At 33.0% G+C, this 14,790-nt stretch carries 9 protein-coding genes; 3 read left to right on the top strand and 6 right to left on the bottom strand.

Features of this window, described 5'->3' with window-relative positions; all coding sequences use genetic code 11:
* Positions 1 to 95: 95 nt before the first annotated feature.
* Positions 96 to 239, top strand: coding sequence for a hypothetical protein (locus B5464_RS03075; RefSeq protein ID WP_079737139.1), 144 nt, complete (start codon positions 96 to 98; stop codon positions 237 to 239).
* A gap of 89 nt (positions 240 to 328) precedes the next feature.
* Here the strand turns inward: B5464_RS03075 and B5464_RS03070 are convergent, their stop codons facing one another.
* The gene (locus B5464_RS03070; RefSeq protein WP_079737138.1) at positions 329 to 706 is read right to left on the bottom strand and encodes a PH domain-containing protein; all 378 of its coding nucleotides are present in this window, start codon (positions 704 to 706) and stop codon (positions 329 to 331) included.
* A 160-nt stretch (positions 707 to 866) separates the two neighbouring features.
* On the opposite strand from B5464_RS03070, the gene B5464_RS03065 reads away from it, so the two are divergent.
* Together B5464_RS03065 and B5464_RS03060 are read left to right on the top strand one after the other, a co-directional pair.
* Entirely contained in the window at positions 867 to 1,652 is a 786-nt protein-coding gene (locus tag B5464_RS03065) for an NYN domain-containing protein (protein ID WP_079737137.1), read from the top strand.
* A gap of 166 nt (positions 1,653 to 1,818) precedes the next feature.
* The gene (locus B5464_RS03060; RefSeq protein WP_079737136.1) at positions 1,819 to 2,832 is read left to right on the top strand and encodes an LLM class flavin-dependent oxidoreductase; all 1,014 of its coding nucleotides are present in this window, start codon (positions 1,819 to 1,821) and stop codon (positions 2,830 to 2,832) included.
* A 69-nt stretch (positions 2,833 to 2,901) separates the two neighbouring features.
* Here B5464_RS03060 and B5464_RS03055 read toward each other — a convergent pair whose 3' ends face one another.
* The 5 genes from B5464_RS03055 to B5464_RS03035 all read right to left on the bottom strand — a co-directional run bounded on the left by B5464_RS03055 (position 2,902) and on the right by B5464_RS03035 (position 14,602).
* Positions 2,902 to 4,701, bottom strand: coding sequence for an alkaline phosphatase (locus tag B5464_RS03055; protein ID WP_079737135.1), 1,800 nt, complete (start codon positions 4,699 to 4,701; stop codon positions 2,902 to 2,904).
* Positions 4,702 to 4,706: 5 nt separating this feature from the next.
* A complete protein-coding gene (locus tag B5464_RS03050) occupies positions 4,707 to 5,807 on the bottom strand; it encodes an alkaline phosphatase (protein WP_079737134.1) in 1,101 nt (366 codons plus the stop codon).
* 76 nt (positions 5,808 to 5,883) lie between these two features.
* Positions 5,884 to 7,629: a RagB/SusD family nutrient uptake outer membrane protein gene (locus tag B5464_RS03045; protein WP_079737133.1), complete on the bottom strand. Its 1,746-nt coding sequence runs from the start codon at positions 7,627 to 7,629 to the stop codon at positions 5,884 to 5,886.
* A 10-nt stretch (positions 7,630 to 7,639) separates the two neighbouring features.
* Entirely contained in the window at positions 7,640 to 10,609 is a 2,970-nt protein-coding gene (locus B5464_RS03040; protein WP_079737132.1) for a SusC/RagA family TonB-linked outer membrane protein, read from the bottom strand.
* Positions 10,610 to 10,786: 177 nt separating this feature from the next.
* Complete coding sequence (locus B5464_RS03035; RefSeq protein ID WP_079737131.1) at positions 10,787 to 14,602, bottom strand: two-component regulator propeller domain-containing protein; 3,816 nt, start codon at positions 14,600 to 14,602, stop codon at positions 10,787 to 10,789.
* Positions 14,603 to 14,790 lie beyond the last annotated feature (188 nt).

Genomic DNA, 14,790 nt, shown 5'->3' with positions numbered 1-14,790 from the left:
CTCTTTCACAAATAAGAAAAATTAATTGTAATCATCTGCATCTTTGAAGTATGAAAGGAAGTAAAGTACTTCTTAAAAACTTTAAATAAATTATTATGAGTAAATCAAAACCAATGTCAAGTTCAGCAGCTTCAAGAATTCAAAGTAGTGCTGCAGGCGCATCTAAATCAGGTGGTGTAGCTAAGGGAAGTTTTGCAGCAAGAGCACAAAGTGCAGCTGCAAAGAATTCTAAAAAGTAATTATTGGTGATTCCTCGTCTTTATTCTAAAGGCGGGGAATAACTAGACTGTAGTTAAAGGTCAAAAACAGTATTTAGTAGGCAAAGTATCTACATCACTTTACTAGCCAAGTACTTTTGTACTTCGTATACGTTAATGCTTTTGTTAAATTTTTTGCTTACAGAGGGGATGTTTTCGCTCGAAATCCAAATTTTTAATTCGGCATCCAAATCAAAAGTACCAGAAGTTTCTAAAGAAAATCTAGAAATGCTTTTGTAAGGCAACGATTTGTATTCAACTTTACTACCAGTAATACCTTGTATGTCTACTAAAATTAAGCGTTTGTTGGTAAACATAAACGTATCTCTTAACAATTTAAAACCAAGTTCTATTTGTTCGTTATCCACCAACAATTGTTGGTACTTGTCTGTTAGTTTTTCTGTAGAAATTTCGCTGGCATTGCCTAGTATTTTATTAAATAATCCCATGGGTTGCTATTCAAGTTTAAAAACTGAAAGTTACTAAATCTCTATGAAGTCGCCATAAGCTTAAGTACTAAAATCTTAAAACAGTATTTAAACAAGTTAAGTTTTATCAGTTCTAAGAAACCCACTATCTTTATAGAAACAAACTTTATATAGAATTACTATGGATATCAAACTAGCAGTATTAATAGACGGAGATAACATACCTTCTGCCTACGTTAAAGAAATGATGGAGGAAATTGCCAAATATGGTAACCCAACCATCAAACGTATTTATGGAGATTGGACCAAGCCACATTTGTCTAAATGGAAAAACATGTTGCTAGAAAATGCCATTACACCTATTCAGCAATATGGCTATACTACTGGTAAAAATGCCACAGATTCTGCCATGATTATCGATGCTATGGATATTTTATATTCAGAAAAAGTAGATGGTTTTTGCTTGGTGTCTAGTGATAGCGATTTTACACGTTTGGCAACACGTTTAAGAGAAGCAGGCATGAAAGTATATGGTTTGGGAGAAAAGAAAACACCGAACCCGTTTATTGTAGCCTGCGATAAATTTATTTACATAGAAATCTTAAAGCAAGAAAACGATGACAACGAAGATAACGAGCAAGAGACAACAACAACGGCTCGCGTACCAAAAAATAAGTACGATACCATTACCCAAAAAGAAATTCGATTTATAGCAAGTACCATAGACGATGTTGCTGATGATGATGGTTGGGCATTTTTAGGAGATGTTGGTGGTTTGTTACAAAAGAAACAACCTAATTTTGATTCTAGAAATTACGGTTTTCAAAAATTAACCCCTTTGATAAAATCGATACCAGCTTTCGAAATTGAAAGAAGAGATACGGCAAACGGACGCTTAAAATTAATTTATGTACGTATTAAAGAAGTAAAAGTAGCGATAAAGTCGAAAAAGAAAACATCGATGTAATAGTTGCAGTATACAGGTAATGTTTCTACTGTAAACCATAGTTTGTATTGATAGTTGCATTGCAAGAATTAACAGATTCTTAGCGCCAACTACTAAAAAGGTTCGGTAACTTTGCGGTCCCCTAAAAAGTAACAAAGAGTTATTTACAGACAAACGCTTACATATTATGAACGCTAAGAATACCTTATATTCGATTTTAGATTTGGCTTTGATATCGCAAAACGCCACCTTAAAAGACACCTTTGCAAATATTGTTGCACTAGCACAAAGTGCAGAAAAAGCAGGTTTTACAAGATATTGGTTGGCAGAGCACCACAACTCAGAACACATTGGTTCTAGTGCCACAGCAATTTTAATAGGGCACGCTGCACAGGCAACCAACACCTTACGTATTGGTTCTGGCGGAATTATGTTGCCCAATCATTCGCCTTTAATTGTGGCAGAACAATTTGGTACATTGGCAGCATTGCACCCCAACAGAATCGATTTAGGGTTGGGTAGAGCACCAGGAACAGATAGAGCAACAGCGGCAGCGATTCGTTCAGACTTTATGTCGGCAGCCCAAGATTTTCCTAGAGAAGTTGCTAAAATTCAGCAATATTTTTCGAAAGACAATAGGAATGCCGCAGTAAGAGCGCCAGTAGCAGAAGGGGCAGCAGTACCTATTTATATTTTAGGTTCTAGCACAGATAGCGCACATTTAGCAGCCCAAAAAGGCTTGCCGTATGCATTTGCAAGTCATTTTGCAACCACCTATTTAGCAACTGCCATAAAAATTTATAGAGAAGAGTTTCAGCCTTCGGATGCCTTAGAAAAACCCTATGTAATGGCAGGTGTAAATATTATCATAGCAGATACAGATGAAGAAGCAAAGCGCATTGCAACCTCTTTAATACAATTAATTGTAGGCTTGCTTACAGGTAAAAGAAGTGGTGTAAAACCACCCACAACATTTACAGAAGAACATCAAGAAATTTTAGACCATCCGCAAGTAGATCAAATGTTAAAGTATTCTTTTATAGGAAGCAAAGCTACTGTAAAAGCACAAGTAAAAACGTTTTTAGAAGAAACGCAAGCAGATGAATTAATTGCGGTAACCAATATTTATGACATTGGAGACCGCGTTAAATCGTACCAATTATTTGCAGAAATTATGCAAGAACTACATACAGCATCCTAAAGATGTTATACTTAAAAACCCCAAACATTTGTTTGGGGTTTTTAATTTAAAAGCGAAGTGTTTTGAATACTATTTTTTTAGAATTTTCATGATTTTATGAAACACCTCGTTGTTTTCATAAACTCCCTGAAATTCGTGAGACATTGGCCCGTAAGCAAAAATAGGCACCATAATAGCCGTGTGGTCATACGAAGCAAAATAACCTTCTATTTGGTGTTTTTTTACATTACCCTGCGGAATGCTAAAGCCCGAAGTTTCGTGGTCTGCGGTAATAATTACCAAAGTATCTGGATGCGTGTCTGCAAACTTTAAAGCCTCTGTAATGGCTTTGTCAAAATCGATTGATTCAGCTAAAATACCGGCGGTATCATTTGCATGACCTGCATGGTCTATTTTGGCAGCTTCTACCATTAAAAAGAAGGGTTTATTTTTTTTATGCAAAAAATCTAAACCTTTTTTTGTAGCGTTGGCAAGTAAGTTTCCTCTACCGTTCATAACCGTTTTTAAACCATGTGCAGCCGTAAATATACCCACTTTATCTGCCGTTGAATTTTCTAAATTGTCTAAAGAAGGCAAAATGGTAAAATTACTAGCCAAAGAGGTGTTTTTAAAATTAGCACCGCCACCACCAATAAATAAGTTGAGCTTGCTATTGATAAGATGCTTAGAAATGATAGCATCATCAGACCTGTCGATGGCATGTGCATAAAAAGAAGCAGGGGTAGCCCCGATAATATTGTCTGTTGTTATGCAAGCCGTAGAAAAGTTAGAACTGCTTAAAATTTCTGTAATATTCTGAATTGGTTTTCTAAACGGATCTGTACCAATGGCTCTGTTATTTGTTTTGATACCTGTAGCCAAAGCTGTACCTGCAGCAGCAGAATCTGTAGTAAAATCATCTGCAGCTTGTGTTTTTATAAAACCAATACTTTTTAGTTGCGTTAAAGACAAGTTGCCATTATTTGCCAAAGTTGTGGCAGATATCTGAGCCAAACCATTACCATCACCAATTAACAGAATAATATTTTTTACTGGTAACTCTTTTTGATCTGCACTGTAAGAAGGTTGGTATACCTTAGAAAACGTTGTTGCCGTAATAGCTCTATTTGGCAAAGATTTAAAGTAAGAGGCACATAAAAATGGCTTGTCTGTATTTATAATGTCTACCCCCATATCAGTCAAAGTTCTCCAAGCTCTTTTAGAATCTGGACTTGCCCAAAAACGAAAAGGCTTTTTTGTTTTTTTTGCTTTTGCTATGATGTTTTTAACTTTAGTAGCATCATCGTGCGTCAATCTTCCTTTACCATTCCATTCAGAAAAACGTTTAAAACTTAAACTTACCATTCCTATTTTATCCCATGCTTTTTTTGATACTTCTGTACCTAATTCTTGATAATCAAAATATATATAAGAAGGATAAGTGTTGTAGGTGTTTGCAGGAGGTCTGTTACCAGAAATTACAATTTTGATGTTGTTACTATTGTGTATGCTAGGATATTTTTCGAGTACAGAAATTACATTATTTAATGTAGATACCGCTTCTGATTTGATATCGATTAAAAGCAAAAGTTTTTTACCTTCTTGATATTGTAAGTTTAAAACAGTTTTTAGCGGCTTTGCATACAGTGTTTCAAAAGTGTTTTTAGGTTGTATTTCTGATTGCGTATGCGCCACAAAAAGTTGCTTGTCTTTTAAAAAAACATCGGCTTCAAAAGAAGTAGCGCCGTTAGAGAAAGCGTTCCAGAAAGGAACAGATTGTAAGTAATCATTATGAGAATGAATGATGGGCTTTTGTTGCCCAAAAAGCGTGCAATGCACTACTAAAGTAAGTAGGAACAAAACGCGTGTTATTTTAGAGTAGTATTTCATTATTTTTATTTGTTGTGAATGGCTTTTAAAATTTTATGATAAATTTCATTGTTTTCATAAATGCCTTTAAAAAGTGGTGCACCTGGTCCTTTTGCAAAAACAGGGATTAAAGTACCGCTATGTTGATCGTTGTTAAAGTTGATAGAAACATTGGTTACTTCTTCTTGTTTCTCGCCTGTAGCTTCATCAATAACATACGATTTCCCAATACTTACGCCTCCTGTTTCGTGGTCTGCAGTAACTACCAAAAGTGTGTTTGGGTATTTTTTTATGTAGTTTAAAACAACCCCTAAAGTTTTATCAAAATCTAAAACTTCTTGCTTTAAAAGTTCGGCATCCATGGCGTGTCCGCCCCAATCGATATAAGAACCTTCAATCATTAAAAAGAAAGGTTTCTCTTTTTCTGTCAAATAGTCTAAACCCAGTTGTGTAGCATCTTGAAAAAAGCTTTTTCTACCTTCTAATTTAGATGGCAAACCATCGTTTGCTAATAAATACCCATTTCTTTTGTGAATATTATAAGGAGATAATGCTACAGAATCTAGTTGGTAATTTTTAGCTAGCAATGCAGCATACAAATCTTTCTTATCTTTTCTACGCTTTAAATATTTTAAACCACCACCTGCAAAAAAATCGATATTCGCATCGATAAGGTCTAAAGCGATTTCTTCGTGCGAATCTCTATCTTTTACATGGGCATAAAAAGCCCCAGGTGTAGCATGGGTTATGGGTGTTAAGCTTACCAAACCAGATTGATAACCTTTTTGTTGTAAGGTCTCTATTATGGTAGGAATAGGCAAACTGTCTTTAGAAACACCAATGGCTCTTTTGTATGTTTTTTGACCTGTTGCAAATGCAGTTGCACCTGCGGCAGAGTCTGTAATTGTGTGACTTGTACTTTGTGTTTTTATAAAACCGATTTCTTTAAATTGCTCGAAATTTGGTGCGTCTTTTCCGAAATAAAATGCTGTAGAAACTTGGGCAAGACCCATACCGTCTCCTATCATCAAAATAACATTTAAAGGTTTTTTAGATGTTTCTTTTTTACAACCTATGTACAAAATAGATAGCAAAACCAATAGTGTGTTTTTCAAAATGTTTTTCATGCTATACTTTTAGTGAATCTGATAAAAAAAGGGAGCCCTCTTATTAAGAAAAGCCCCCATACATCAAACATAAAATCTAATATCCTTTATTTTGTTCTAAGTAACCTGGTGTGTTAGAAGCACCATCTATGGCAACTTGTGGTATTGGAAACAACCTGTTGTTTACATTCGCATCTGTTTTTTCTGTCCACGAATCTTCGTAATGACTAAAACGGATTTGGTTTGTTCTTCTTAAACCTTCCCAATAGAACTCGAAACCTAACTCTCTGTATAAAATATCTAAATTGATACTGTTTAAAGCAGTTGGTATAGGTGCACGTGCAGTTCTAGACGTTCTTACAATGTTTACATCTGCTAAGGCAGCCGCATTGTCTCCTTTTCTTAGTTTAGCTTCTGCACGCATCATGTAAATTTCTGCATAACGCATTAATACTAAATCTACGCTACTAAAGTTGTTACCGTTAGGAGAGGTGCGACTAAATTGATATTTAGACACACGAAAACCTGTATGATGTGCTCTACCTTCGTTGGTAAAATCTACTTTTTCTGTAAGGTTTACATAGGCAACATTTTTATCTTTTCCGTTTCCTTTTATTTGTTTTACCGGGTAAATTCTGTATCCATCGCTACAAGTATAAAATGCACCATTTTCATCTTTTCTTGCAGCCCAAGGCACACCTCTTAAAATACCTCTATCAATTTCGAAGTCTTTGGCAGCTACGCAGTAATAGTTATTCTCGTCGTTTAAAGGAGAAAGACCTGTAAGATCTGCTACACCATTTGCTGCTTCTTGTGTGTTTTTTTGTAAAAACCTAGGATCTGCATCTGCTGGGTCTACACTACCATACGCAGCTACCCAAGTTTGATAAAAGTCTGATGTAATTGCTGGTCCATCTGTACCGTCTGCACTTAAGTGTTCTGGTCTTGGGTACATAGAACCAGGAATAGACCAATACGCCCAACGACTGTGTTCTCTTTTTAAGACACCACGTTGGTCTAAAGCAAATATCAATTCTGCATTGCTATTATTATCATCATTAAACAAGTCGAAATATTCTGGTGATAAAGAAAATTGCCCTGAATTGATAATGTTATTGGTATATGTAATAACCTTATCCATATCTTCTGTCGTAAAGTTTGGTGTTCCGTAAGGATCTCTATACACAGCAGCATTTAAGTGTAATCTTGCTAAAAATCCCCAAACCGCAGCTTGTGTCATTCTACCCGGACCTTTATTATTATTTATAAGGTCTACAACAGATAGTAATTCACTTTCTATATAATCTACAGCCTCTTGATTTCTTAAGATTTCTGAATCTTGGCTAGATAATTCTTTTTTAAACACTAAACCCCAACTGTCTAATGTTAACATATTTAAATAGGCTCTTAGCGCAATCATCTCGTACAAAGCACCTGCTGCTTCTGTATTACCTGCATCTGCCAAAGGTCTTAAAACTTCGATGGCACTTACAGTTCTAGAGATGTTGATAGTTAGCTCTGTCCATGCACTTTTAACCAAATCATTTGTAGGTGTGATAGAGTGCGTATGTGCAGCTAAAAATTTACCACCATCATACCAGTCTGTACCACCTCTGTAAGGTAAAATAGCCTCGTCACTAGGTATCAATTGCAAACCGTAGTAGTTTGTGTGTCTCCAAGTCCAAGAAACTTGCCCGTATGCCGGTGCAATAGCACCACTTATGGCTTCTGCTTGTCCGCTACCAGTTAAAGATTCATCTAAAACCTCTTCATTTAAATCGCTACAGCTATAGATACATAAGAAGCTGAATGCTATAAGTGTACTTTTTATTATATTTTTCATTATTTTTTTATTAAAATTCTACGTTTAAGCTTAAAAGAATTGTTTTACTTTTTGGGTAACTAAAGTAATCGATACCAAAAGTTTGGATACCACCTAAAGGACTACCTGTATTAATTTCTGGATCGAAACCGCTGTAATCTGTTATTACAAATAGGTTTTGACCTGTAACTGATAAGCGTAAATTTTTAATGCTTTCGCCAAAACCGATACTTTCTGGAGATAAATTATACCCTATGGTTGCATTGTTTAATCTTAAGAAACTACCATTTTCTAAGTACCTTGTAGAAACTAGGTTAGAGTTTGTGGCAGCTTCGTTTAAAAACTCGACAGCTCTGTTTGTCGTATTAAAAGAGTTGGCTAGGTTACCTTTGTTAAAAGAAGACATGGCTACATGGTTGTATATTTTGTTTCCGCCAGCACCGTTAAAATTAAAACCTAAATCGAAGTTTTTGTAAGTAAAGTTTAAGTAAAAAGCATATACATAATCGGGTAGGGCATTGCCAACTACAGTTCTATCATCATCTAAAATTTCGCCATCATTATTAGAATCTTTAAATTGATTTAAGCCATCTGCACCAATACCTGTAAACTCTTGCATGTAAAAAGCACCAATAGATTCGCCATTTAAAACGCCATTAATAGTAGCACCTGTTTGTCCTGCTCCTCGAGCAGCACCTGTAGTTAAAATTTTGTAAGGCGAGTTGTTTACTGTGTTTTTTGTAAAAGATATATTACCTCCAAAATTATAAGAAAAACGATCGTTTACATAGTCTTTATAATCTAAAGCGATTTCTACACCATTGTTTTCGATTTCCATATTCGGAATGTTAGTCCAGTAAGTAGAAACAGGAACAATAGGATCTGTAGGAGCAACTTCTAATAAGATGTTGTCTGTAACTTTATTAAAATAATCGATAGTACCCGTTAATTTATAATTAAGTAAACTAAAGTCTAAACCAATGTTGGTTTGTGTAGCAACTTCCCACTGAATATTTGGATTGGCTAAACGTGTGAAAATAGAACCGTAAGGGTAACCACTTAAATCTGTAGCACCACTATCTAAAGGATATGTGTCGTTATTAGAGTTGCTTTCTGTATAACTTGCTTTGGTAATTTTAGAAGGTATTTCTTGACTACCTGTTTGTCCCCAACTTGCTCTTAATTTTAAGTTGTTAATTGCAGTAGAATTGGCTAAAAAGTTTTCGTTGCTTATATTCCAACCCAATGCAACCGAAGGAAAATATCCATATCTGTTATTCTTACCAAACTTAGAAGAACCATCTGCACGCATTGTTGCTGTTACTAAGTATTTATTGTCGTAGGTATAATTAAGCCTTCCGAAGAAAGATTGTAACTCGTTTTTAGTTGCAAAAGCCGATTGCGTTGTTTGTTGATTTGCAGTTTCTAATTGATATCTTGGTTCTACACCATTGTCTGGAAAACCTTCTAAGAAAAATTGTTTTTGACTAACTTCTGTTTGCTGGTAAGTATGACCTGCTAAAAATGTAAAACTACTTTTATCACCATACAAATTGTAAGTTAACGTGTTTTCTACAAGTGTATTGCTGTTTTTTGTAGTAGCTGTATTTACACTACCCAATGTTGTATTGGTTTCTGTAGCATATGGTAAGTTTTGCACATCTCTTTCTGTGATAGAGTAGTCTACACCCATGTTTAACTTATAAGTTAACCCTTTTGTGATTTTATAAGAAGGTGCAATGTTTGCTAGAATACGATTGTTATTTGTAAAGTCTCCGTAAAGTGATTCTGCAATAAACGGATTTAAAATATCGTTGCTTAAATTTCCTTTTAACGTACCGTTTTCGTAAGGTGTATCCGTAGGATTTAAACTTAGCATATTACCAACAACTGCATTAGAATTTGGTCTTGTGTTGTCTAATTTGGTAGCAGTTAAATTAAAAGTTACGTTTAATTTATCGTTTATTGCTTTTTGTGATAAATTTAAACGACCAGAATAACGTTTTAAATTACTGTTTCTTAAGATTCCTTCTTGGTCATCTAAACCAATAGAAGCAGCATAAGAAGAATTTTCTGTACCACCACTCATAGAAAAGTTAATGTTATTAGAAATGGCAGCTCTTGTAAGTTCTTTTTGCCAATCTGTAGCGCCACCGCCATCTACTAAAGTACCGTTTACGGCATTTACATTAGCTCTAAATTCATCAGCAGAAAAAACTGCTATTTTATTAGCAATAGTAGCATAACCACTAGAAAGTGTTAGGTTTATTTTTGTTTTCCCTTTTTTTCCTTTTTTAGTAGTAATCACAATAACACCATTGGCAGCTCTAGAACCATAAATTGCTGCAGAAGATGCATCTTTTAAAACTTCTATACTTTCGATGTCTTGAGGATTGATAAAGTTTAAAGGGTTAGAAGCAACACCATTATTTGTGTTGTCTAAAGCAAAACCATCTACAATGTAAAGTGGTGTTGTACCAGATCTTAAACTACCAACTCCTCTAATAATTACATCTTGTGTAGCACCAGGTTCACCACTATTAGAGGATACATTTACACCGGCAACTTTACCTTGTAATAATTGTCCTGCATTGGCAACAACCCCTTTGTTAAAATTTTCGCTTTTTACAGAAGATATTGCACCAGTAACATCTGATCTTTTTTGAGAACCGTAACCAACAATTACAATTTCGTCTAAAGAACTTGAAGTTTCTTTTAACGTTACCTTTAAAACTTGATTACCGTTAAAAGCCATTTCTTTTGTTTCGTAACCTAAAGAAGAAAATACTAAAGTACCTGTTTGATTGTTTAGAGATAATTTGAAATTTCCGTCAAAATCTGTAGCAGTTCCTTTACTGTTATTCCCTTTAACAGTAATAGATACATTTGGTATTGGGAGGTTGTCTGTATTGGAAACTACACTCCCTGTTACCTTTACTTGTGCGCCGGTATATGCTATACACCCAAAGACAAGAATTAATAATAAGTAAAAATTTTTCATTTAAATTGTGTTTTTAGTTTTGATAAAAGTAGTTGGGCAAAATGCTCGGTAGGTGTAAAATTGTTTCTAAGAGGAGTATAAATCGTTCAAATTGGTATATAAAAGATACAGATTGGGTGTAGTTTTGTTACAGTAACAATTCTCTAACATTTAGAAAATCCTACAGTAACAATACTTTTAACAAAACTGTTGTTTAAATTCTTTAGGACTTTTACCATAATGCTTCTTAAATGCTTTGGCAAAATATTTAGGATCGTTATAACCACACTCAAAACTTATTTCTGATATATTTAGTTTTTGCGTTTTTAACAACGCTTCTGCTTTTTGGAGTCTTAAAGACATGATTACATCTGATGGCGATTGTTTTAAACGCTCTTTAAATAATCGATAACATTTTACCCTAGAAATATCTAAAGTATCTACCAACATTTCTACATTAAAAGTTGGGTTGTGAATTTCACTTTTAATAATATGTAAACTCTTTTTTAAGAGCTTGTCATTTGCTGTCTGTAATTGTTCTTTATCAGTTAAAATATCAAATATTTGTTGTTGAAATTTATGGTCTAAGGGTGCGTTGCTTATAGTGTTTATTAAAGAGGCTATCTTTTTTTGTACAAACGAGGTACTTGCTGGTAATTGAATTATAGTATCGATACCAAACTCTACAGACTGTTCTCTTAATTGTGTATTAAAATCTTCTGATATATAGATAAGCGGAATTTTTCTGTTTTTAATTTCATCAGAATTTTTAAGAAAGTACAAGAGTTCTTTAGAAAAAGCAACGTCATATAATACAATGCTATGTATTGTAAGTTGTTTTGTAGCTGCATTTAAATTACTAGCGGTATTTTCGAAAATTAAATTATAGTTGTTTTCTAATACGATTTGATTTGCTGCACTAGTGTTTTCTTTATCACAAAAAACCAATACATTTTTTTTGTCTGAAGCGAGGTTATCTTGTTCGTTAAAATGTTTCCAAGAGATGGTTTCTATTTGTGCATCATTAGTATTAATTGCCGTTATAGGTATTTGTAATAATACTTTAAAAGAACTTTCTAAGTTAAAGTTGTAAAACTCGCCATTTAAATCTTTTATTAAAGTTTGAAACGCTTTAAAATAAGGACTGTAATGCATTACACGATGCCAACTATTTAAAAGTAAACTACTGTTAGAGGCAATTTGTACATTAAAATTACCTGCGTTGTATTTAATTTGTAATTCTAATTGACTGCCTTTATCAGAATATTTTTGAATATCATTAAATAAATATTGAAGCATCAAACGAAAACGTAAAACATCTACTTCTACCCAATTTGGTGTTTTGTTAATGTGAAAACTAAAATCTACTTTGTGCTGTTGCAATGCGTTTTCTAGTTTATTAACACTATTTTTTACGATAGGTAATAAATCTACTACCGAGGTTTTTATTGCGCCAATATCTTTAATTTGACTTAAATAATTCCACTCAGAAATTACTGTAATTAGTTTGTTAGCTTGTGAAAGAATACTTTTTTTGTTTTCTGAATTTTCTGATAAATCGCTTGCTTTTTTTATGATATTAGAAACAGGTTCTTGAAATTCTGATAGCACAAAGGTTTTAAATTTTTCGATTTCAAAATCTTCGTTCTTCAATTGATTGTGTAATTCTAATAGTTTTTCTTTTTGAAGCAGTATTTTTTTATTCTTTTCATCGAGTTTAGAGTTGATGTCTTCTAAATCCTTTTTTTGATTTTCGATTACTTTAGTTCTTGCAATTATTTTTTCTTCTAATTTTTTCTGTTGTCTAATCGCAGCTTTATTTTTGATGTAAATAAACACAACGGCACTCATTAAAATGAGCGCAGTTACTATTATAAAAAATAGAAAGGTTTGGTAAAAAGGTTTTTTAATTTCTAAATTAAAAAGTAGTTTTTGATTACTGTTTTTACCTTCTTTAACTAAAAAAGTATACTTACCAGGTACAAGGTTGCTATAACTTATTTTGTTGTTAAGATTTAGTAAAATCCATTTTTTGTCTTTACCTTCTAATTTGTAATAAATATTTTTTTCTACTTTTATAGGAAATCGAATAGGAATCAAATCGATATCGATGTGGTTTTGATTGTGCGTTTTTACAATGTTTTTTGTGAAGTTTTCATTATAATCTACCCATAATTTTAGTTTTACTTCTGTGTTATTAAATTGAATATTATCAGGATTAAAATAGTTTAGGCCGTTTATACCTCCAAAATATAAATCGCCTTTCGCATCTTGATAATAAGCACCTTCAGAAAACTCAGAAACCTGCCAACCACCCTTTGGGTAGAAAGGTTTTACAGAGAAATTAGTTTTATTAATAATTGCAATGCCTTTGGTTGTACTTATCCAAACATCATTTTTATTGGTTAAAATACCATATACAAGCTGACTTGGTAAACCTTCTTTTTCAGTAATATTTTTAATAATACCTTTTTCCTTATCAAAAATGGTCAATCCGCCTAAAGTTGCTACCCAATAATATCCTGTTTTTAAATCTTTATATACGGCGTAGGTACTGTTGCTTAAGATTCCGTTTTTAGTAGTTATCGTTTGTAGCTCACCATTTTTTAAATCCAATAATTTTATATGATTACTACCAGAAGTAATACTTTTATCTTCTTTATGAAAATTAGAAAGACCTTTTTTAACAGGAATGGTTTGTAGCTTTTCTTTATGCACATCAAATAAGCGTAAACCATTGTTTTCTGTCGCTAAGATTAACTCGTTGTCTATAAAACTTACATCTCTAACATGGTACTTTTCTAATAAATGTTGCCCTTTGTAGCTTTCAAATTTATTTGAATTTAAATTAAATTTGGCAACACCACCCCAACATGCAATCCATAAGTGTTTGTTGGTATCTTCGTAAATGCTATAATTTCTATTTTTAGGAAAATTAGCGGTTTTTGTAGCATCATATAAAGTGTAATCTCCGTTTTTCTTTATTCTGATAATTCCGGCATAAGTTCCTGCCCATATTGTACCATCTGATGCTGTAAATAATGTGCGTATGCGTTTCCAATCTGGTTGTTCTTTTGCTTCTTTAATTACAAACTTTTTATAATTTTTACTATCAGCATTATAAGAATACAAGCCTTTGGTATAATAGCCCAACCAAAGTTTGCCATGAATATCTTTGGTAATTGCGCGTAGCGTTTCGTTTGGGATATTAGGGGTATCTATAGGATGCGGAGCTATAGAGAGAATTTTATCAGAATTTGTATAAGCCATACTTATACCACCATCTTTAGCACCCAACCAAATATTACCAAAGACATCTTCATGCAAGGTTTCTATTTCGTTACTATTAAAACTTGTAAGAGAATAAGGATCTTTAAGATAGTTCTCTATATGGTATTTATTAGATTTATTTAGTTTGTTTCTTATGATAAACAAACCATTTTTACGTGTAGCATACCAAATATTACCTGTTTTGTCTTTTAAAACATCATTAATAACTAGGTTTGGATACTTGGTGAGTAAGATATTTTTTAATCTTACATTTTTATCGTTGGGTAAGTTTGTTGATCTGTTTTTAAATTGGCCTTCAATAAATTCATAACAATTGTTTTTGGTGTAGATAATGATGTTTTCTTTATTTGATATTGAAATGTCTATAGGTTTTTCTTTAAAAGAGTAATTTTTAAACTTTTTATTACCGATGTATCTGCTTACTTTAAAATCTTCGGTAAGTATCCAAATACGACCCTTGCCATCCTTTTTAATTTTAGCTATAAAATTACCTGCAATCGTATTTTTATCATCGATATCATTTTTAAAAATTTTAAAGCTGTAGCCGTCAAAATAGTTCAAACCATCCCAAGTAGCTACCCATAAACCACCATTATTGTCATTTTCAATATCTTTAACAGAATTGTTAGATAAGCCATTGTTAACAGAAAAGTTTTCGAATTTTACTTCTTGACCTAGGGTTTGTAATAAAATAAAAAAAGCAAAGAAAGTGACTCTAGTCATGTTGTAAATTTAAACTTACAAGCATATAACTATAAGATTACTTAAACGTGAATAGTGTGTTAAGTAAAAGCAAAAAAGAAAGGCTAATTGTTATTTAAAGTTGTTAAATTTTAAAAAATAAATAATATTTTATATAAGTAAAAAGAGAATATTTTTAGGTATGCCAAATGGCACTCTAAAGATATTCT

It is taken from the genome of Polaribacter sp. KT 15, assembly GCF_900143115.1.
Taxonomy (GTDB): domain Bacteria; phylum Bacteroidota; class Bacteroidia; order Flavobacteriales; family Flavobacteriaceae; genus Polaribacter; species Polaribacter marinaquae.
Note: the sequence above shows the minus strand (reverse complement) of the source record. Positions and strands in the feature narration are given on the sequence as shown.

Coding starts and splice junctions, on each gene's coding strand:
- B5464_RS03055 (WP_079737135.1), bottom strand. CDS start 4,701: ATGAAATACTACTCTAAAATAACACGCGTTTTGTTCCTACTTACTTTA.
- B5464_RS03070 (WP_079737138.1), bottom strand. CDS start 706: ATGGGATTATTTAATAAAATACTAGGCAATGCCAGCGAAATTTCTACA.
- B5464_RS03075 (WP_079737139.1), top strand. CDS start 96: ATGAGTAAATCAAAACCAATGTCAAGTTCAGCAGCTTCAAGAATTCAA.
- B5464_RS03065 (WP_079737137.1), top strand. CDS start 867: ATGGATATCAAACTAGCAGTATTAATAGACGGAGATAACATACCTTCT.
- B5464_RS03035 (WP_079737131.1), bottom strand. CDS start 14,602: ATGACTAGAGTCACTTTCTTTGCTTTTTTTATTTTATTACAAACCCTA.
- B5464_RS03040 (WP_079737132.1), bottom strand. CDS start 10,609: ATGAAAAATTTTTACTTATTATTAATTCTTGTCTTTGGGTGTATAGCA.
- B5464_RS03050 (WP_079737134.1), bottom strand. CDS start 5,807: ATGAAAAACATTTTGAAAAACACACTATTGGTTTTGCTATCTATTTTG.
- B5464_RS03060 (WP_079737136.1), top strand. CDS start 1,819: ATGAACGCTAAGAATACCTTATATTCGATTTTAGATTTGGCTTTGATA.
- B5464_RS03045 (WP_079737133.1), bottom strand. CDS start 7,629: ATGAAAAATATAATAAAAAGTACACTTATAGCATTCAGCTTCTTATGT.